Genomic DNA, 16,971 nt, shown 5'->3' with positions numbered 1-16,971 from the left:
GCTCCGGTCAGCGGTGCGGCCGGGTCACGGCTCCGGGTGCCAGTCGCGGAGCTTCCGGAAGAAGGACTCCTCGTTGCCGGACAGCCCCGCCCGGGCCAGGGCGGTCTCCGCCTCCGCGAGGACGGAGGGTGCCACGACCGGGGGCCTGCGGGTGCCCGGCGGTCCGGTCTCCATGTCGTAGGCGGCGCGCACCGTGTGCAGCAGTCGCAGATAGGCCTGGACGGCGGTGCGCTCGCGGTCGATCAGTACGGCGGTGGGCATCGCTTCGCTCTCCCCGAGTCATGATCCGGCATCGGGCGTCCCGCACGGTGCGGGCGTACCCCCAGCTTGTCGCCCACCACTGACATCGATGCTGATACTCGGGTTCCGGTGGTCGTGGCCCAGCCACTGACCGATGCCCTGCCGGGCCGTCTTCCCGCTGTTCAGCCGGTGCGTGCCGCACGCCGGCCCGCCCACCCGGCTGAAGCGCCCCGCCCAGTCGGGGCCCGTCGCGTGGATCGTGCCGGGCTCGCGGGCTCGCGGGGTCCGGTGCCGTGCCTCGCCGCGTTGCCGTCGGTGCCCGGGGCTCCTTTCCCGAGTTCTCGGCTTCTTCCCCCGCTCTCGGCTCCGCTCGAGCGGGGGGACCCCATGAGCAGGGGAGACCCCGACCGGCTCCCTCCTCCGCCCTGCGAAGCTCCTCCCACCGCCCGAAGGGCGTGGGCGGTGCCCCGGCACCGGGCCCCGCTCCCTGAGGTGGCGTCCCGCCGGGTGGTGCGGCCGGTCGGGGTGCCGGAATCCGCGGGTCGGGGACGGTGGCTCCGCCGGACCGGGCGTTCAACCCGTCTCAGCGGGGCGCCTCGTGGACCGCCGCCTCTTTCGAGATCGTCAGGGGTCTCGTACCGGAACGCGTCACGCCTGATCCCCTCCACCACGACGCGGGACACGACCCTCCCCGATCCGGCCCGGCCCGGCCCGGACGAAAGACCCTAGGCCTTGGGCCGCTGGACGCTCTCCAGGAGCATGTCCAGCCACTCCGCGACCTTGTCGCGGTGCTGGTCGGTGGGGAGTTGGGCGGCCCGCCACGCGATGCCGCGCACCCCGTGGTCCTGCAGCAGCCGCTCCAGCGGGTCGTCGGCCGCCGCGGCGGCCCGCCGCTCACGGTCCGCCAGGCTCTGCAGCAGCTCCTGCTCGGTGTGCTGGAGCGCGTTCGCGAGAGCTTCGGGGTCCTCGGCGGTGAGGAATCCGGCGTGCACCCGGAAGAACCGCTGGATGGCGTCGCAGTGTTCCATGGTGGGCCGCCGGTCGCCGTTGATCAGGGCACCGGCCTGCTGCCGGGACATGCCCGCGCCGTCGGCTATCTCCTGCTGCGTGTACTTGCGGCCGTTCGGCTTGAGCCGGGTGCGGCGCAGCAGGTCCAGGCGCTGTACGAACCGGGTCTGCACCTCGGGCTCGCCCGCGGGACGGCCGCTCAACAGGGCCTTGACCACCGACTCCGGGACCCCGGAGGCCGCGGAGAGCCGGCCGATGCCGAAGACCTCGGTGTGCGGCACGTCGAGCCGGTCGGCGAGTGCGGCGACGCGGGCGACGACGGCCGGCAGCGCGGTCGACGGCGCGGTGTCCTGACCCTCACCCACGAAGCCACCCGTCACCGACAGATCTCCTACGTCTCTCACAGGCTTCTCACATGCGGTTGCCGTGAACTTCACGGAGACTAGCCCGTGTCTCGAACTCACATCCAGGTCTCGCCACAACTGTGGCCAATTTCAGCCGTCAACCGGCATGAAATGCCACGATAGTTGACACACCCGAGGTCCGGGCCGCAGGATCGGGGCGCCGCGTCAAGGCCGCACAGGCAAGAGGGGTGACCTCCCGATGGCACACCAGGCAGGAGGGCAGCGGCCGATACCGCGGCCCGGCCCCGAGACTCCCGAGGCGCAGGCCTATCTGGAGGACTACGCCGTGTTCCTCCAGGCAGTGCCCTTCCCCTCCCTGGTGGTCGACCGCCGCTGGGACGTGCTGCTGGCCAACACCGCTTTCCGGACACTTTTCCGGGATGTCGAACCGCATCCGACGGCCATGCCCGGTGACAACTTCCTCCGGTTCGTCCTCTTCCATCCGGACGCCGCCACCGTGCTGGGGGAACACGAGTCGAGCTGGTGCCTGCCGATGCTGGCGCACTTCGCCAAGACGGTGGAGCGGCACGGCCACGACCGCGGGCTGCAGGCCATCCGCCAGGACATCGCCCAGGACCCCATCATGGAGGCCGCCTACCGGCAGGGGCTGCCGCACTGGCTCCGCGCCGTCGGCGAACAGGCCGCCGAACACGACGGCGCCGTAAGGCCGTTGCGGCACCCCGATCCACGCTGGGGGGTCACCGACTGCCGTCTCGTCGTGGAGACGACCAGGATTCTCGACGACATGGACTGCATCCGGCTGACGCTGGTCCTGCGCGAGGCGCGCCGCACCCCGCCCGGCCACCGCAGACGCCGACGCACCGCTTCCCATCTCAGCGTGGTACCGGCCGCCGGCCGGCCGACGGGCTGACAGGCGGGCCGAAGGGGCGGCAGGCGAGGGCGGGCCGGCGGGTGGGGGCCGACCGGCAGGCCGACCGGCGGTCGGCTGTCTCCTGCCCTGTCCCGACTCCGGAACTGTCCTGACGCGTCAGTTCCTTGCACGTTCACGCAAGCTTCTTGCATGACTTGCGCTATTCTTGCGTTCATGACGCGACGACTTGCTGTGGTGGCGAAGAAGGTCGGGGTCAGTGAGGCCACGGTCAGCCGGGTGCTCAACGGCAAGCCGGGAGTCTCCGAGCCCACCCGGCAGGCCGTGCTCTCCGCCTTGGACGTGCTCGGTTACGAGCGGCCCACCCAGTTGCGCGGCGAGCGTGCCCGGCTGGTCGGCCTGGTGCTGCCCGAGCTGCAGAACCCGATCTTCCCCGCCTTCGCCGAGGTGATCGGCGGCGCGCTGGCCCAGCTCGGACTGACGCCGGTGCTGTGCACCCAGACCCGCGGCGGTGTCTCCGAGGCGGACTATGTGACGCTGCTGCTCCAGCAGCAGGTGTCCGGCGTCGTCTTCGCCGGCGGGCTCTACGCCCAGGCCGACGCCCCCCACGACCACTACCGGCAGCTCGCCGAGCGCAACATCCCGGTCGTCCTCGTCAACGCGGCCATAGAGAACCTCGGCTTCCCCGGTGTCTCCTGCGACGACGCCGTGGCCGTGGAACAGGCCTGGCGGCATCTGGCCTCGCTCGGTCACGAGCGGATCGGTCTGGTGCTCGGCCCCGCCGACCACGTCCCGTCGGCCCGCAAGCTGGCCGCCGTCCGCGCGGTCGCCGGCGAGATGCCCGACGAGCACGTCGCCCGGGCCATGTTCTCCATCGAGGGCGGGCATGCCGCCGCCTCCCGGCTCATCGACCGGGGCGTCACCGGTTTCATCTGTGCCAGCGACCCCCTGGCCCTCGGTGCGGTACGGGCCGCCCGCCGCCGAGGACTCGACGTCCCCGCGCAGATCTCGGTCGTCGGATACGACGACTCGGCCCTGATGAACTGCACCGAGCCCCCGCTCACCACGGTCCGCCAGCCCATCGAGGCCATGGGCAGGGCCGCCGTGGAACTGCTGAACGCGCAGATCAACGGGGGTCAGGTCGCCGCCGAGGAGCTGTTGTTCGAACCGGAGCTGGTGGTGCGCGGGTCGACCGCGCAGGCCCCCCGGACCTGAGGGCCGGCCCGCCCCGCCGTCCCGGGGTCCGGACGGCACTGTCCCAAAGTTCCGGCCCGTTTCGGGCCTGATTCCGCCTCGCTTCCGGTTGACTGTCGAATAATTTCAAATTCTGCGCGACATCTTGCGGACCCCTGTCGTCGGTGCTTGAGTGTGCCCCGCCCACCGCTCCTGTTCCGAGGGGTTCACTCGCTCCTGTCCCAGAGGGGTCCACCGATGAGAAGCACCGGGATCCGCCGCACCCTCGTCGCGTTAGGCGTCGGCGCCCTCACGCTCACCGCCTGCGGGTCGAACGACGACCAGGCCGCCGACGGCAAGACCCGCATCACGGTCAACTGCATGCCGCCCAAGAGCGCCAAGGTCGACCGCCGGTTCTTCGAGGAGGACATCGCCGCCTTCGAGAAGAAGAACCCGGACATCGACGTCGTCCCGCACGACGCGTTCCCCTGCCAGGACCCGAAGACCTTCGACGCCAAGCTCGCCGGCGGGCAGATGGAGGACGTGTTCTACACGTACTTCACCGACGCCGGCCATGTCGTCGACATCCACCAGGCGGCCGATCTCACCCCGTACGTCAAGGAGTTGAAGAGCTACGGGACGATCCAGCAGCAGCTGCGGGACATCTACACCGTCGACGGCAGGATCTACGGCGTACCGCGCACCGGGTACTCCATGGGGCTGATCTACCACCGGCAGCTCTTCGAGCAGGCCGGACTCGACCCCGACCGGCCGCCCACCACCTGGGCCGAGGTCCGCGACGCCGCGAAGAAGATCGCCGCACTCGGCGACGGCACCGTGGGCTACGCCGACTACAGCGCCCAGAACCAGGGCGGCTGGCACTTCACCGCCGAGCTCTACTCCCAGGGCGGCGACGTCGTCACCCCCGACGGAGAGAAGGCGGCCGTCGACTCGCCCGAAGGCCGTGCGGTGCTGCAGACCCTGCACGACATGCGGTGGACGGACGACTCCATGGGCAGCAAGCAGCTGCTCGTCATCAACGACGTCCAGCAGATGATGGGCGCCGGCAAGCTCGGCATGTACCTCGCGGCCCCCGACAACATCCCGATCCTGGTGAAGGAGAAGGGCGCCGAGTACAAGGACCTCGCCCTCGCGCCCATGCCCGGCGGACAGGCCACCCTCATCGGCGGCGACGGCTACATGTTCCACAAGAAGGCCTCGCCCGAACAGATCAGGGCCGGCCTGAAGTGGCTCGACCACATGTTCCTCACCCCCGGCGACGGCTTCCTCGGCGACTACGCCCGCGCCAGGACGAACGACGCGCCGGTCGGCCTGCCCGAGCCCCGGCTGTTCACCGGCGCCGCCGACGCCAAGGACCAGCGGGCCAAGGAGTCCCACGCCAACGTGCCGGTGGAGAACTACCAGGCCTTCCTCGACGGCAACCAGAGCCTGGAGATGAGGATCGAGCCGCCGCAGGCGCAGCAGCTGTACTCCGTCCTCGACGGTGTCGTCTCCGCGGTCCTCACCAAGGAGGACGCCGACATCGACCGGCTCCTGAAGGACGCCTCCACCAAGATCGACGGCATCCTGGCGCGAGGCTGACCGACGATGACCACCACCACGCGCGAGGCCGGCCCACGATGACGAAGACCGCCGCCGCACGGCCCGCCGCCCCGGCGCCCGCCGTCCGCCCGGTGAAGGCGCCGTCCCCGTCCAAAGACCGGAGACGGCGCCGCCTCGCCGACCAGGCACACGCCTACGGCTTCCTCCTGGGCGGCCTCGTCTGCTTCGCCCTGTTCTCCTGGTACCCGGCGATCCGCGCCGTCGTGATCGCCTTCCAGACGTACACGCCGGGCTCGCCGCCCGAATGGGTCGGCACCGCCAACTTCACCCGCGTCCTGTCCGACCCCGAATTCGGCGCGGCCTGGCGCAACACCCTCACCTTCACCCTGCTCGCCCTGCTGATCGGCTTCGCCGTCCCGTTCGTCCTCGCCCTCGTGCTGAACGAACTCCGGCATGCCAAGGCGTTCTTCCGCATCGTGGTCTATCTGCCGGTGATGATCCCGCCGGTGGTCAGCGCCCTGCTGTGGAAGTGGTTCTACGACCCGGGCACCGGCCTCGCCAACGAGGCGCTGCGATTCCTGCACCTGCCCACCTCCAACTGGTCCAACGGCGCGGACACCGCCCTCGTCTCCCTGGTGATCGTCGCCACCTGGGCCACCATGGGCGGCACCGTCCTGATCTACCTCGCCGCCCTCCAGTCCATCCCGGGCGAGCTGTACGAGGCCGCCGAACTCGACGGCGCGAACCTGCTCCAGCGCATCCGACACGTGACGATCCCTCAGACGAGGTTCGTCATCCTGATGCTGATCCTCCTTCAGATCATCGCCACCATGCAGGTGTTCACGGAACCGTTCGTGATCACCGGCGGAGGTCCGGAGAACTCCACCGTCACGGTCCTCTACCTCATCTACAAATACGCCTTCCTCTACAACGACTTCGGCGGTGCCTGCGCGCTGAGCGTCATGCTCCTCGCTCTCCTGGGGCTGTTCTCCGCCGTCTACCTCCGGCTCACCCGCTCCTCCGAGGAGGCAGCATGAGCAGCACCCGCACCCTCGTCTCCCCGGCCGTCCTGGCCCGCCCCCGGGGCCGGGCGATCTACTGGACCGTGTTCACCGGCGTCGTCCTGCTCTTCGCGCTGGCCTTCCTCTTCCCCGTCCACTGGATGGTCACCGGCGCGATGAAGTCCCCGGACGAGGTGGCGCGCACTCCGCCCGACCTTCTCCCCGACCGGTGGAGCACGAGCGGCTGGACCGACGCCTGGGAACTGATGCAGCTCCCCACCCACCTGTGGAACACGGTGGTGCAGGCGGCCGGCGCCTGGCTGTTCCAGCTGGTGTTCTGCACGGCCGCCGCCTACGCCCTGTCCAGACTGCGGCCCGCCTTCGGCAACGTGGTCCTCGGCGGCATCCTCGCCACCCTCATGGTCCCCGCGCAGGCCCTGGTCGTCCCCAAGTACCTCGTCGTCGCCGACCTGCCGCTGATCCACACCAGCCTGCTCAACGACCCGCTCGCCATCTGGCTGCCCGCCGTCGCCAACGCCTTCAACCTCTATCTGCTCAAGCGGTTCTTCGACCAGCTGCCGCGGGACGTCCTGGAGGCCGCCGAGATCGACGGCGCCGGACGGCTGCGCACCCTGTGGTCCATCGTGCTGCCCATGTCCCGACCGGTGCTCGGCGTCGTGTCGATCTTCGCCCTGGTCGCGGTGTGGCAGGACTTCCTGTGGCCGCTGATGGTCTTCTCCGACACCGGCAAGCAGCCGATCAGCGTGGCCCTGGTGCAGCTGTCGCAGAACGTCCAGCTGACCGTCCTCCTCGCCGCGATGGTGATCGCCAGCATCCCCGTGGTCGCGCTGTTCCTCGTCTTCCAGCGGCACATCATCGCCGGGATCGGCGCGGGCAGCACCAAGGGCTGACGCGGCACCGACGGCCGCCACGGCCCCGAGGGCCGACGCCGAACCCCTCCACCGAAGAGAAAGGCACGCACCGTGGGACAGCCCACCCCTGCCCGGAGCGACGACGACTGGTGGCGCTCCGCCGTCATCCACCAGGTGTACGTCCGCAGCTTCGCCGACGGTGACGGCGACGGTACCGGAGACCTCGCCGGAGTCCGGGCGAAACTGCCGTATCTCGCCGAACTCGGCGTCGACGCCCTGTGGTTCAACCCCTGGTACCTGTCCCCGATGAAGGACGGCGGCTACGACGTCGCCGACTACCGGATGATCGACCCGGCCTTCGGCACCCTCGCCGAGGCGGAGAAACTCATCGCCGAGGCACGGGAACTCGGCATCCGCACGATCATCGACATCGTGCCCAACCACGTCTCCGACCAGCACACCTGGTTTCGCGCCGCCCTGGCGGGCGGGCCCGAACGGGACCTGTTCCACTTCCGGCCGGGCCGCGGCGAGCACGGCGAACTGCCCCCGAACAACTGGACGTCGGAGTTCGGCGGCCCCGCCTGGACCCGCCCGCCCGTCTCCCACCACCGCCCTTTCGGGGAAGGCCCTTCGGGCCCTGCCGACTCCGACGGCGACTGGTACCTCCACCTGTTCGCCCCCGAGCAGCCCGACCTCAACTGGGCGCATCCCGCGGTCCGCCAGGAGCACGAGGACCTCCTGCGTTTCTGGTTCGAACGGGGCGTGGCCGGGGTCCGCATCGACTCCGCCGCGCTGCCGGCCAAGGACCCCCTGCTGCCGGACCTCGTCGAGGGCCACGGCCCGCACCCGTACGTCGACCGGGACGAACTCCACGACGTCTACCGGGCGTGGCGGGCCATCGCCGACGAGTACGGCGCCGTGTTCGTCGGCGAGGTCTGGCTGCCGGACGCGGAACGCTTCGCGCGCTATCTGCGCCCCGACGAACTGCACACGGCGTTCAACTTCTCCTTCATGACCTGTCCCTGGGACGCGGCGCGGCTGCGGACCTCCATCGACGAGACGCTCGCCGAGCACGCCCCCGTCGGCGCGCCCGCCACCTGGGTGCTGTGCAACCACGACGTGACCCGTACGGTCACCCGCTACGGCCGCTCGGACACCGGATTCGACTTCGCCACCAAGGCCTTCGGCACCCCGACCGACCTGGCCCTCGGCACCCGACGCGCCCGCGCCGCGGCCCTGCTGTCGCTGGCGCTGCCCGGCACGGTCTACCTGTACCAGGGGGAGGAACTGGGCCTGCCCGAGGTGGAGGTGGCACGGGAGCACATCCAGGATCCGATGCACGCCCGCTCGGGGGGCACCGATCCGGGGCGAGACGGGTGCAGGGTGCCGCTGCCGTGGGCGGCAGAGGAGCCGTACGCGGGATTCGGGTCCCGAAAGACACCGTGGCTTCCGCAGCCGGACCACTGGGCGACGTACGCGGTCGACCGGCAGCAGGACGACCCCGGCTCCATGCTCACCCTCTACCGCCGGGCGATCCGCCTGCGCCCCGCCTTCGGCACGGGCCCGCTCACCTGGCTCCCCGCACCCGAAGGCGTCCTGGCCTTCGAGCGCGCCGACGGCCTGCGGTGCCTCGTCAATCTCGCCGACACCCCGGCCGACCTGCCCGAGCACGCCGGGATCCTCCTCGCCAGCGGGCCCCTCGGCACCGGGAACCGGCTGCCGAGGGACACGGCCGTCTGGCTCCGTACGCGGACAGCCCGGTTCAGCGAATCGGAGGCGCGTCCTTCCTGAAGCCCCCGCGGTGTCCTAGGACGCGGTGTCCGCGGACGCTCCGGGGGCCTCGGCCACCCCGGCGTCCTCGGACGCCGTCGCCGCTCCCCGCTTCGCCGCCTGGATCTGCTCGTACACATGGGTCCGCAGCTCGGCGAAGCGCGGGGTGACCCGGGTCGTCAACTGGTCCCGCTCCCGCGGCAGATCGACCTTCAGCTGCTCCTGGACCACCGTGGGGGACTTGGACAGCACGATCACCCGTTCGCCGAGATAGATGGCCTCGTCGATGTCATGCGTGACGAACAGGACGGTCATCGACCGCTCCTGCCACAGCCGGCGCACCAGGTCCTCCAGATCGGCCCGGGTCTGCGCGTCCACGGCGGCGAACGGTTCGTCCATCAGCAGCACATCGGGCTCGTACGCCAACGCCCGTGCGATCGCCACCCGTTGCTGCATACCGCCGGACAGCTGCCACGGATACGCCCCGGCCGCGTCCGCCAGTCCCACCGACTCCAGGGCGTCGGCCACCAGCTCCTTGCGCCGGGCCGCGCTCAGGCCCTTCTGCTTCAGCGGGAGTTCGACGTTCGCACCGACCCGCATCCACGGGAAGAGGCTGCGCCCGTACTCCTGGAAGACGAACGCCATACCGGGCGGCGGCCCGTCGACCTTCTGCCCGCCCAGGGTCACCTCGCCGGACGTCGGTGCGAGCAGTCCGCTCATGCACTTCAGCAGGGTCGTCTTGCCACAGCCCGACGGGCCGACGAGACAGACCAGTTCACCCGCCTCGACCGTGAAGGTGAGATCGCGGACCGCTTCAATACGGCGTCCAGAACCCTCGTAGACCTTTCGCAGGCCGCGTACGTCGAGCATGGACCCTCCTTTCTCGAGCTTCACGACGACCCCCTGGTGGCGTCGCGCAGGCCGTGGTACCAGGCGAGCGCCCGCCGTTCGGCCGACTGGAAGAGGACCGACAGGGCGAAGCCCAGCAGGCCGAGCAGCAGAATGCCGGTCCACATGTCGGGGATCGCGAAACTCCGCTGGAACTGCACGATGGTGAAGCCGAGCCCGTTGCTGGCGGCGAACATCTCGCTGATCACCATGAGGATGATGCCGATCGACAGGGCCTGGCGCAGACCCGCGAAGATCTGCGGGCTCGCCGACGGCAGCACCAGGTCCCGCAGCCGCGCGACGCCCGTGATGCCGTAGGAGCGGGCCGTCTCGGACATCACGGAGTCGACTGCCCGTACCCCCTCGACGGTGTTGAGCAGGATGGGCCACACACAGCCGCTCGCGATGACGACGATCTTCATCGCGTCGCCGATACCGGCGAACAGCATGATCACCGGAACCAGCACCGGCGGCGGCACGGCCCGCAGGAACTCCAGCACCGGTTCGCACACCGCACGCACCCGCCGGTAGGAGCCGATGACCGTGCCGAGCGCGACGCCCACGACGGCGGCGAGCGCGACGCCCGCCGCGAGCCGGAGCACGCTGGGCAGCACGTCGCCGGTCCACCGATCGGCGGTCCACACCTCCGGAAACGCCTCCACGATGGTGCGCAGCGGCGGCCAGTACACGTCCTGGCTGCCGGCCGACATCACCCACCACACGGCCACCAGGACCACGGGCAGGGCGAGCACGAAGGCCAGCTGCCGCAGCAGCCGCCCCCAGACGCTCGACCCGGCCGGGCCGGGGACTGTCCCCTTCACACCGTCACCTCCCCGCGTACCGACTGGTGCCAGGCCAGAGCGCGCCGCTCGACCGTCCGGGCACCGATGTTGATGAGCAGCCCGAGCAGACCCGTGACCACGACCAGCGCGTACATCTCCGGTACCGCCTGCGAGGTCTGGGCGACCGCGATGCGCGCGCCCAAACCCGGTGCGCCGATGACGAGTTCGGCGGTGATGGCGAGGATCAGCGCCACCGCTGCCGCGAGCCGCACCCCGGTCATGACGTAGGGCAGCGCGCTCGGCCACATCACGTGCCGCACCCGCGCCCAGGTGCCGAGCCCGTACGAGCGTGCCGTCTCCTCGGCGACCGGGTCGACGTCCCGCACGCCGTACAGCACCTGGAGCAGGATCTGCCAGAACGCGGCGTACACGACGAGCAGCAGCACCGACTGGAGCTCCGTGCCGTAGAGCAGCACCGCCAGCGGGATCAGCGCGACCGAGGGGATCGGGCGCAGGAACTCGATGGTGGACGCCGTCGCCTCGCGGAGGTACGGCACCACCGACAGGAGCACACCGACGACGATCCCGGCCACGACCGCGATCACCAGGCCCAGCGCCCAGCCGGTGAGGGTGTCACCGAGCGCCGTCCAGAAGGCGGAGTCCCCGACCTCCGTGCCGAGCGCTTCGGCGATCCGGCTGACCGGCGGGAAGTACTCCTGCTTGACCAGGCCGAGCCGTGGGATCACCTCGCCCAGGACGAGGAAGCCGGCGAGCCCGGCCGCACCGAGCGCGGCGTTCTCGCCCCTCACGGGAGCAGCTTGTCCAGGTCGGGCGTCTGCTTGAACAGGTCGCCTTCCTCGCCGAGCTTCACCAGCTGCTCGATGGAGGCGCGATTGGGGTCGGTCGGCCACTTCGGCAGGGTCACCTGCTCCAGTACGGCCGGCGGGATCTTCGTGTACGTGGTGACGATCTCGCGCACCTCGTCCGGGTGGGAGTCGGCGTACGCGAGGGACTCGGCGGTGGCCTCCTGGAACTTCTTCACCACCTCCGGGTTCTTCTGCGCGTACTGCGTGGAGGTGAAGTACAGGGAGATGGTGAGGTCCGGGGCGATGTCGACCATGGACGACGCGATCTCCCGGCCGCCCTGGCCCTTGATCGTGGCCAGCGCCGGCTCGACCACCATGGCGGCGTCGATCTGTCCGCCGTCGAGCGCGGCGGGCATCTGGTCGAAGGTCATCTCGACGAAGTCCACCTTGTCGGGGTCGCCGCCCGACTTCGTCACCGAGGCGCGTACGCCGAGCTCCATGGTGTTCTTCAGCGTGTTGACGGCGACCTTCTTGCCCTCCAGGTCCTTCGCCGACTTGATCGGGCTGTCGCCCTTGACGGTGATCGCGGCGAAGTCCTCGCCCTCCACACCGGTCGAGGCGTTGCCGGTCGCCACCCCCTTCACCGGCACGCCGTTGGACTGGGCGATCAGCAGCGAGGTGGTGTTGGAGAACCCGAACTCGAACTGACCGCTGGCCACGCCGGGCACGATCGCCGCGCCGCCCTGTGCGCTGGAGATCGACAGCTTCAGGCCGCGTTCGCTGAAGAAGCCTTTCTTCTCGCCCAGGTACAACGGCGCGACATCGACGATCGGGATGAGGCCCACCTTCACCTCGGTGGTGCCGCCGGACGAGGCGTCCGAGCCGGAGGCGCCACTCCCGCCGGACGAGCCGCACGCGGTCGCGGTGACCAGGACGGAAGCGGCCGTGAGGCCGATGAGCAGACGACGACGCATGAAGGGGTCCCCCTTGTGGGACTGGGGTGAGGTACTCAGAAGAGTTGTGCGCAGACAGAACGCCTGTGCTCAGAGGGAACTTAGGGCTCCACTTGAAAGCGGGTCAATCCCCCTGCAGGGTCGGGTTTTTCTGCGTTCGACCACGTCGTTCACCGACCGATGCTCCGGACACCCGCCGGGGGTCACCTCGTTGACACCCTCCATCGCCTACTCGTAGCGTGCGCACTGCGTACACTCGTACGTCATTCCGGAGGTCACATGACTGCTGAGATCCGCGGACCGCACTTCGTACAGTCCTTCGAGCGCGGCCTCGCCGTACTCCGCGCCTTCGACGCCGACCATCAGCAGCTCACCCTCAGCGAGGTCGGCCGCGCCTGTGGGATGACCCGGGCGACGGCCCGCCGTTTCCTGCTCACGCTCGCCGACCTGGGCTACGTCCACACCGACGGCCGGCTCTTCCGGCTCACCCCGCGCGTACTGGAGCTCGGCTACTCCTACCTCGCCAGCTTCACGCTGCCGGAGATCGCCGAGCCTCATCTGGAACAACTCGTCGCGCAAGTAAGGGAGTCGTCGTCGCTGTGCGTCCTGGACGGCGACGACATCGTCTACGTGGCCCGCGTCCCGACCCGGCGCATCATGAGCGCGGCCATCACGGTGGGCACGCGCTTCCCCGCCCACCTCACCTCGGTCGGCCGGGTCATGCTCGCAGATCTGCCGGACGACGGGATCGACGCCTGGCTGGACCGCGCCGACCTGCGCCCGAACACCTCCCAGACCCTCACCTCGCCGCGCGCCCTGCGTGCCGAACTGGTCCGGGTCCGCCGCCAGGGGTACGCACTGGTCGACCAGGAACTCGAGGAGGGCCTGCGGTCGGTCGCCGCCCCGGTGCGGGACCGGGACGGCACGGTGGTGGCCGGCGTGAACATCGCGGTGCACGCCGGCCGCAACTCCGTGGAGTCCGTCCGCCGGGACCTGCTGCCGCACCTGCTGGCGACCGTCGCGCGGATCGAGGCGGACCTGTGGATCACCGGGCCGGCCCGGGCCTCCTCCCATGGGAACGGAGCCAGGAACAGGGCCGAGGCCGAGAGGTGAGCGCGATCGTCCCGCCGTGCCGTCATCCCGCTCCGGCGCCGGGCTCCCGGCCCGACTCCGGTGCCGTACGTCGTGCAGGATCTGCTCGTAGTCGTCACGGTGGAACTCGTACGGCAGCTCCAGGCGCAGCTCCGACACGGCCGGGAGCACCGGGTCGGCGGTCAGCTCCTCCAGGATCTGCTCCGCGGTCCCGACCACGTCCGGCGCGAACAGGATCCGCTTCGGCCCCCGGGGTGCCAGGGTCCGCGCGTGCCGGGAGACCGCGTACGCGCGGTAGCGGACCCGGGGGCCCGCGCCGGCGCCGTCGAACGGCACGATCACCCGCCCGAGCGCCACTCCGGTCGGCGCCACCTGGGCCCGCGAACGTCCCGCGAGAACATGCCGGTACTCGTCGAGCAGGGTGAGCTGGGCCGTACGGTCCTCAACTCCACCGGCGTACGACACGATGCTCCGCCACCCCCCAGGAATCCGTCGCTGTACCGGCGGGACTGTTGGGGATGTACCCGCGTACGCCGGGGACGCGTGAGGAGGGCAGCCTGCGGCCCACCCAGCAGGGCACCGCGTTGGCCAAGGACGTCTGGCTGATCGGCATCGGCATCGGGATCGGGATCGGGTTCGTCGTCGACGAGTCGGCGCGCGACAGCCGGTGACCGTTCCCGTTCCCCGCCCCCGCCCCCGCTCCGCCCCGATCTCGCCATGGAGCCGTCTACGCCACGTCGGCCGGGTGTCCCGGTTCGGGCTGCCGGTGTCGGAACCGGGACCGGGGTACGAGGCCGGCGGGTTCGGATGGTGCCGGTCCGGGGCGCAGGGTGAGGACCGCGGCCTCGGGGCGAGCGGCCTCGGGGTGAGTGGCCACGGAGCGAGCGGCCTCGGGGCGGTCCGGCACGGAAGAATCCGCCCCGGACTGCTTTTTGGCGTGGTCTCCGGAGTGCGGGCGTGGTGTCGCCCGGGTCAGGAGGATCACGCCCCGCGACGCGAGCGCCGCGCCGGTCAGTGCGAGCAGTACCCCCGTCGGGCCGCCCCGGAACCGCTCGCCGAGCAGACAGAGTCCGATCACCGCGGCGGCCACGGGGTTCGCCAGGTTCACCATCGCGAGAGGGGCGCCCAGCCCGCTGCGGTAGGCGGTCTGGGACAGCAGCAGCCCGCCGGCCGCGAACACGGCGACGAGCAGGGCCACCCCGATCACCCGGACGTCCGGCAGCGGACCCGAACGGTCCGTCACAGCCACCGTCACGGTCTGGGTGAGCGCCGAGGCCACCCCGGAGGCGATGCCCGACGCGGTCGCGTGCCGCAGTCCGGGCCGGGCACGTGGTCGTGACAGGACGCCGATCAGGGCAGCCGTGGCACCCGCGACCAGCAGCGCCTCGGACACGGACAGGGTGTCGTCCGGTGCCGGCCCCGACGCGGTGACCAGGATCGCAGCGAGACCGGCGAGGGTGAGCGCCGTGCCCCGCCACTCGGTCCGGCCCACCCGCCGCCCCGCGACCCACGCACCCATGGGCACGGCCACCACCAGCGTGAGCGCGCCGAGCGGCTGGACCACGGTCAGCGGGCCGTACGCGAGCGCCACGACGTGCAGCAGCGCGCCCGTGGCGTTCAGCACGACCGTCCACCACCAGGCGCCGCTGCCCAGCAGCCGCAGCGCACCGGCGCCGGGGGACCGTGACGCCAGCAGTGCCTGGGCGACCGCGGCAGCCGCGTAGGCGACGGCGGAGACGAGGGACAGGGCGACGGCGACGAGGATCGCGCTCATCGGCGCGCCCCCACGAGTCCCTCGACCTCGGCCCTCGCCGCGTCAGCCTCGCCGCTCTGCGCCGGCACGGTGGGCACGGCCGGAGGCCGGCGGGCAGGGTGCGGGAGGCGCAGGGCCGCGAGGGCGGTGCCGAGCAGGGCGGCCGCCACGATCGCGTCCAGCCAGAAGTGGTTCGCCGTCCCCACGATCACCAGCAGCGTCAGCAGCGGATGCAGCAGCCACAGCAACCGCCACCGCGAGCGGGTGGCGACGACCAGGCCGATCGCCACCATCAGCGCCCAGCCGAAATGCAGCGAGGGCATCGCCGCGAACTGGTTCGACAACGTGTCGGTCTGCGGAGGCCCGTACACCGACGGCCCGTAGACCCGCCCGGTGTCCACCAGGCCGGTGGCGGCGAGCATCCGGGGCGGGGCGAGCGGGAACGCCAGATGCAGCACCAGAGCGGCGGCGGTGACCGCGGCAAGCACGTGCCGCGCCCACAGGTAGTGGACCGGACGGCGCAGGTAGAGCCAGATCAGGAAGGCGGCGGTGGCCGGGAAATGGACGGCCGCGTAGTAGGTGTTCGCGAGGTGCACGAGGCCGCCGCCGTGCAGCAGCAGGGACTGCACCGCTCCCTCGCCGGGCAGGTGGAGCGCTCGTTCCAGCTCCCACACGTCGTACCCGTTGCGGAGGGCGGCCTCGGAGTGTCCCGTCGCGAGCCGCCGGCCGAATGCGTAGACGAGGAAGAGCCCCACCACGAGCAGGAGCTCACGGAGCAGGGGTGGGCGCGCCGATGCGCCGGCCGCCGACGGCGCGTCGGGCCTCGCCGGTGGCGGCTCGCTCGGTGGCTCGCTGCGGGCATTCATCCCCCGGCCCTTTCGCCGACGCTGGTTCTGAGGTGGTGCGGGTGGCAGTGGTGGTGCCGGGTCGCGCTGTGGTGCCGGCCTTCATCGGTACGGATTCGATTCGAAACCCGTCCGTACCGAAACCCGTCCGTACCGAAACGGGAGTGTACCGATACGGAACCGTTCCGGTACACTCCCGTATCGATAGGCAGGGGACACAGGCGCACCGGAAGCCGGCACCCCGAAGGAACCGTCTTCAGGACAAGGAGCCGAGCCGATGACGTCGCAGGCCGCGGACCAGCCGGAACCGGTCGGCAGTTCGCGCCGCTCCAAGATCACGCCCGAGCGTGAGCGGGAGTTCTTCGACGCGGTTCTGGAGCAGATCCGTGAGTGCGGCTACGACGCCGTCACCATGGACGGGGTCGCGGCCCGGACGCGGTGCAGCAAGTCCACGCTGTACCGGCAGTGGCAGACCAAGCCCCGGTTCGTCGCCGCGGCGCTGCGGTCCAGCGGGCAGACGCGCTTCACCGGCATCGACACCGGCACCCTCGCGGGGGACCTGCGCGAGGCCGCCCGGAGCGCGGGCGCGTGGTCGGCGAAGGACACCTCGCTGTTACAGGCACTCGGGCACGCGGTCACGCAGGACCCGGAGCTGGCACAGGCACTGCGCGAAGCGCTGGTCGAACCGGAGATCGTCGCGCTGAAGGCGATCCTGCGGCGCGGGGTCGAACGCGGTGAGGTCCCCGCGGAGAACCCGGCGTTGGCGTACATCCCGGCCCAGTTCTTCGGCGTGCTGCGGGTGCGGCCCCTCCTGGAGGGGCAGAACGCGGACCCGGACTATCTGCTCCGGTTCGTGGAGGCCGCCGTACTGCCGGCGCTCGGCCTCGAATGAGACCAGGGCCGCCGTTCCCGGATGACCGGGCGGCGACCCGACCGCGCCGCACCGTGGGGACGGGGGCGGCGCGCACCACCGGCCGGGTGGGGCTCCCCTT

The 16,971-nt window shown here is 71.0% G+C and carries 17 protein-coding genes; 9 read left to right on the top strand and 8 right to left on the bottom strand.

Going from position 1 to position 16,971, the window contains the following annotated elements; all coding sequences use genetic code 11:
- Positions 1–24: 24 nt before the first annotated feature.
- Entirely contained in the window at positions 25–261 is a 237-nt protein-coding gene (locus tag ACFP2V_RS20490; protein WP_381214236.1) for a hypothetical protein, read from the bottom strand.
- Between the two features lie 704 nt (positions 262–965).
- Positions 966–1,628 (bottom strand): helix-turn-helix domain-containing protein, encoded by a 663-nt coding sequence (locus ACFP2V_RS20485; RefSeq protein ID WP_381214232.1) that lies wholly within the window; start codon positions 1,626–1,628, stop codon positions 966–968.
- Between the two features lie 223 nt (positions 1,629–1,851).
- Here ACFP2V_RS20485 and ACFP2V_RS20480 point away from each other — a divergent pair, with 223 nt between their 5' ends.
- The 6 genes from ACFP2V_RS20480 (at position 1,852) to ACFP2V_RS20455 (ending at position 8,881) form a co-directional block, all read left to right on the top strand.
- A complete protein-coding gene (locus ACFP2V_RS20480; protein ID WP_381214229.1) occupies positions 1,852–2,523 on the top strand; it encodes an MmyB family transcriptional regulator in 672 nt (223 codons plus the stop codon).
- A 174-nt stretch (positions 2,524–2,697) separates the two neighbouring features.
- Positions 2,698–3,696, top strand: coding sequence for a LacI family DNA-binding transcriptional regulator (locus ACFP2V_RS20475; RefSeq protein ID WP_381214226.1), 999 nt, complete (start codon positions 2,698–2,700; stop codon positions 3,694–3,696).
- A gap of 216 nt (positions 3,697–3,912) precedes the next feature.
- Positions 3,913–5,256, top strand: coding sequence for an ABC transporter substrate-binding protein (locus ACFP2V_RS20470; RefSeq protein ID WP_381214223.1), 1,344 nt, complete (start codon positions 3,913–3,915; stop codon positions 5,254–5,256).
- Positions 5,257–5,294: 38 nt separating this feature from the next.
- Positions 5,295–6,254 (top strand): carbohydrate ABC transporter permease, encoded by a 960-nt coding sequence (locus ACFP2V_RS20465; protein WP_381214220.1) that lies wholly within the window; start codon positions 5,295–5,297, stop codon positions 6,252–6,254.
- Positions 6,251–7,129: a carbohydrate ABC transporter permease gene (locus tag ACFP2V_RS20460; RefSeq protein WP_381214217.1), complete on the top strand. Its 879-nt coding sequence runs from the start codon at positions 6,251–6,253 to the stop codon at positions 7,127–7,129. Before ACFP2V_RS20465 ends, ACFP2V_RS20460 begins: the two co-directional genes overlap by 4 nt.
- A 72-nt stretch (positions 7,130–7,201) precedes the next feature.
- A complete protein-coding gene (locus ACFP2V_RS20455; protein WP_381214214.1) occupies positions 7,202–8,881 on the top strand; it encodes a glycoside hydrolase family 13 protein in 1,680 nt (559 codons plus the stop codon).
- A gap of 15 nt (positions 8,882–8,896) precedes the next feature.
- Here ACFP2V_RS20455 and ACFP2V_RS20450 read toward each other — a convergent pair whose 3' ends face one another.
- The 4 genes from ACFP2V_RS20450 to ACFP2V_RS20435 all read right to left on the bottom strand — a co-directional run bounded on the left by ACFP2V_RS20450 (position 8,897) and on the right by ACFP2V_RS20435 (position 12,310).
- Positions 8,897–9,730 carry an ABC transporter ATP-binding protein gene (locus tag ACFP2V_RS20450; RefSeq protein WP_381214211.1) on the bottom strand — a complete coding sequence of 278 codons (834 nt, stop codon included), beginning with the start codon at positions 9,728–9,730 and terminating at the stop codon, positions 8,897–8,899.
- A 20-nt stretch (positions 9,731–9,750) separates the two neighbouring features.
- Complete coding sequence (locus ACFP2V_RS20445) at positions 9,751–10,458, bottom strand: ABC transporter permease (protein ID WP_381214301.1); 708 nt, start codon at positions 10,456–10,458, stop codon at positions 9,751–9,753.
- Positions 10,459–10,565: 107 nt separating this feature from the next.
- Positions 10,566–11,339 carry an ABC transporter permease gene (locus tag ACFP2V_RS20440; protein WP_381214209.1) on the bottom strand — a complete coding sequence of 258 codons (774 nt, stop codon included), beginning with the start codon at positions 11,337–11,339 and terminating at the stop codon, positions 10,566–10,568.
- Entirely contained in the window at positions 11,336–12,310 is a 975-nt protein-coding gene (locus ACFP2V_RS20435) for an ABC transporter substrate-binding protein (RefSeq protein ID WP_381214206.1), read from the bottom strand. The genes ACFP2V_RS20440 and ACFP2V_RS20435 overlap by 4 nt, the downstream gene beginning before the upstream one ends.
- Positions 12,311–12,568: 258 nt before the next feature.
- Here ACFP2V_RS20435 and ACFP2V_RS20430 point away from each other — a divergent pair, with 258 nt between their 5' ends.
- Positions 12,569–13,402 (top strand): IclR family transcriptional regulator domain-containing protein, encoded by an 834-nt coding sequence (locus ACFP2V_RS20430; protein WP_381214204.1) that lies wholly within the window; start codon positions 12,569–12,571, stop codon positions 13,400–13,402.
- Between the two features lie 497 nt (positions 13,403–13,899).
- On the top strand, positions 13,900–14,052 hold the full coding sequence (locus tag ACFP2V_RS20425; RefSeq protein WP_381214201.1) for a hypothetical protein: 153 nt from the start codon (positions 13,900–13,902) through the stop codon (positions 14,050–14,052).
- A 56-nt stretch (positions 14,053–14,108) separates the two neighbouring features.
- Here ACFP2V_RS20425 and ACFP2V_RS20420 read toward each other — a convergent pair whose 3' ends face one another.
- On the bottom strand, positions 14,109–15,155 hold the full coding sequence (locus ACFP2V_RS20420) for a DMT family protein (protein ID WP_381214199.1): 1,047 nt from the start codon (positions 15,153–15,155) through the stop codon (positions 14,109–14,111).
- Complete coding sequence (locus ACFP2V_RS20415) at positions 15,152–16,000, bottom strand: phosphatase PAP2 family protein (protein WP_381214196.1); 849 nt, start codon at positions 15,998–16,000, stop codon at positions 15,152–15,154. The genes ACFP2V_RS20420 and ACFP2V_RS20415 overlap by 4 nt, the downstream gene beginning before the upstream one ends.
- A 256-nt stretch (positions 16,001–16,256) precedes the next feature.
- Between ACFP2V_RS20415 and ACFP2V_RS20410 the strand changes: the two genes are divergently transcribed.
- Positions 16,257–16,871 (top strand): TetR/AcrR family transcriptional regulator, encoded by a 615-nt coding sequence (locus tag ACFP2V_RS20410; protein WP_381214193.1) that lies wholly within the window; start codon positions 16,257–16,259, stop codon positions 16,869–16,871.
- Positions 16,872–16,971 lie beyond the last annotated feature (100 nt).

The sequence above is a fragment of the Streptomyces incanus genome, assembly GCF_042656345.1.
Taxonomy (GTDB): Bacteria; Actinomycetota; Actinomycetes; order Streptomycetales; family Streptomycetaceae; genus Streptomyces; species Streptomyces incanus.
The sequence above is the reverse complement of the archived record's forward strand: the minus strand, read 5'-3'. Positions and strand labels throughout refer to the sequence as shown.

What these genes read in the sequence shown, in the direction of transcription:
- ACFP2V_RS20490 (WP_381214236.1), bottom strand. Translation starts at nt 261, where the DNA reads ATGCCCACCGCCGTACTGATCGACCGCGAGCGCACCGCCGTCCAGGCC.
- ACFP2V_RS20470 (WP_381214223.1), top strand. Translation starts at nt 3,913, where the DNA reads ATGAGAAGCACCGGGATCCGCCGCACCCTCGTCGCGTTAGGCGTCGGC.
- ACFP2V_RS20425 (WP_381214201.1), top strand. Translation starts at nt 13,900, where the DNA reads ATGTACCCGCGTACGCCGGGGACGCGTGAGGAGGGCAGCCTGCGGCCC.
- ACFP2V_RS20460 (WP_381214217.1), top strand. Translation starts at nt 6,251, where the DNA reads ATGAGCAGCACCCGCACCCTCGTCTCCCCGGCCGTCCTGGCCCGCCCC.
- ACFP2V_RS20410 (WP_381214193.1), top strand. Translation starts at nt 16,257, where the DNA reads ATGACGTCGCAGGCCGCGGACCAGCCGGAACCGGTCGGCAGTTCGCGC.
- ACFP2V_RS20435 (WP_381214206.1), bottom strand. Translation starts at nt 12,310, where the DNA reads ATGCGTCGTCGTCTGCTCATCGGCCTCACGGCCGCTTCCGTCCTGGTC.
- ACFP2V_RS20475 (WP_381214226.1), top strand. Translation starts at nt 2,698, where the DNA reads ATGACGCGACGACTTGCTGTGGTGGCGAAGAAGGTCGGGGTCAGTGAG.
- ACFP2V_RS20465 (WP_381214220.1), top strand. Translation starts at nt 5,295, where the DNA reads ATGACGAAGACCGCCGCCGCACGGCCCGCCGCCCCGGCGCCCGCCGTC.
- ACFP2V_RS20415 (WP_381214196.1), bottom strand. Translation starts at nt 16,000, where the DNA reads ATGAATGCCCGCAGCGAGCCACCGAGCGAGCCGCCACCGGCGAGGCCC.
- ACFP2V_RS20480 (WP_381214229.1), top strand. Translation starts at nt 1,852, where the DNA reads ATGGCACACCAGGCAGGAGGGCAGCGGCCGATACCGCGGCCCGGCCCC.
- ACFP2V_RS20430 (WP_381214204.1), top strand. Translation starts at nt 12,569, where the DNA reads ATGACTGCTGAGATCCGCGGACCGCACTTCGTACAGTCCTTCGAGCGC.
- ACFP2V_RS20445 (WP_381214301.1), bottom strand. Translation starts at nt 10,458, where the DNA reads ATGTCGGCCGGCAGCCAGGACGTGTACTGGCCGCCGCTGCGCACCATC.
- ACFP2V_RS20450 (WP_381214211.1), bottom strand. Translation starts at nt 9,730, where the DNA reads ATGCTCGACGTACGCGGCCTGCGAAAGGTCTACGAGGGTTCTGGACGC.
- ACFP2V_RS20420 (WP_381214199.1), bottom strand. Translation starts at nt 15,155, where the DNA reads ATGAGCGCGATCCTCGTCGCCGTCGCCCTGTCCCTCGTCTCCGCCGTC.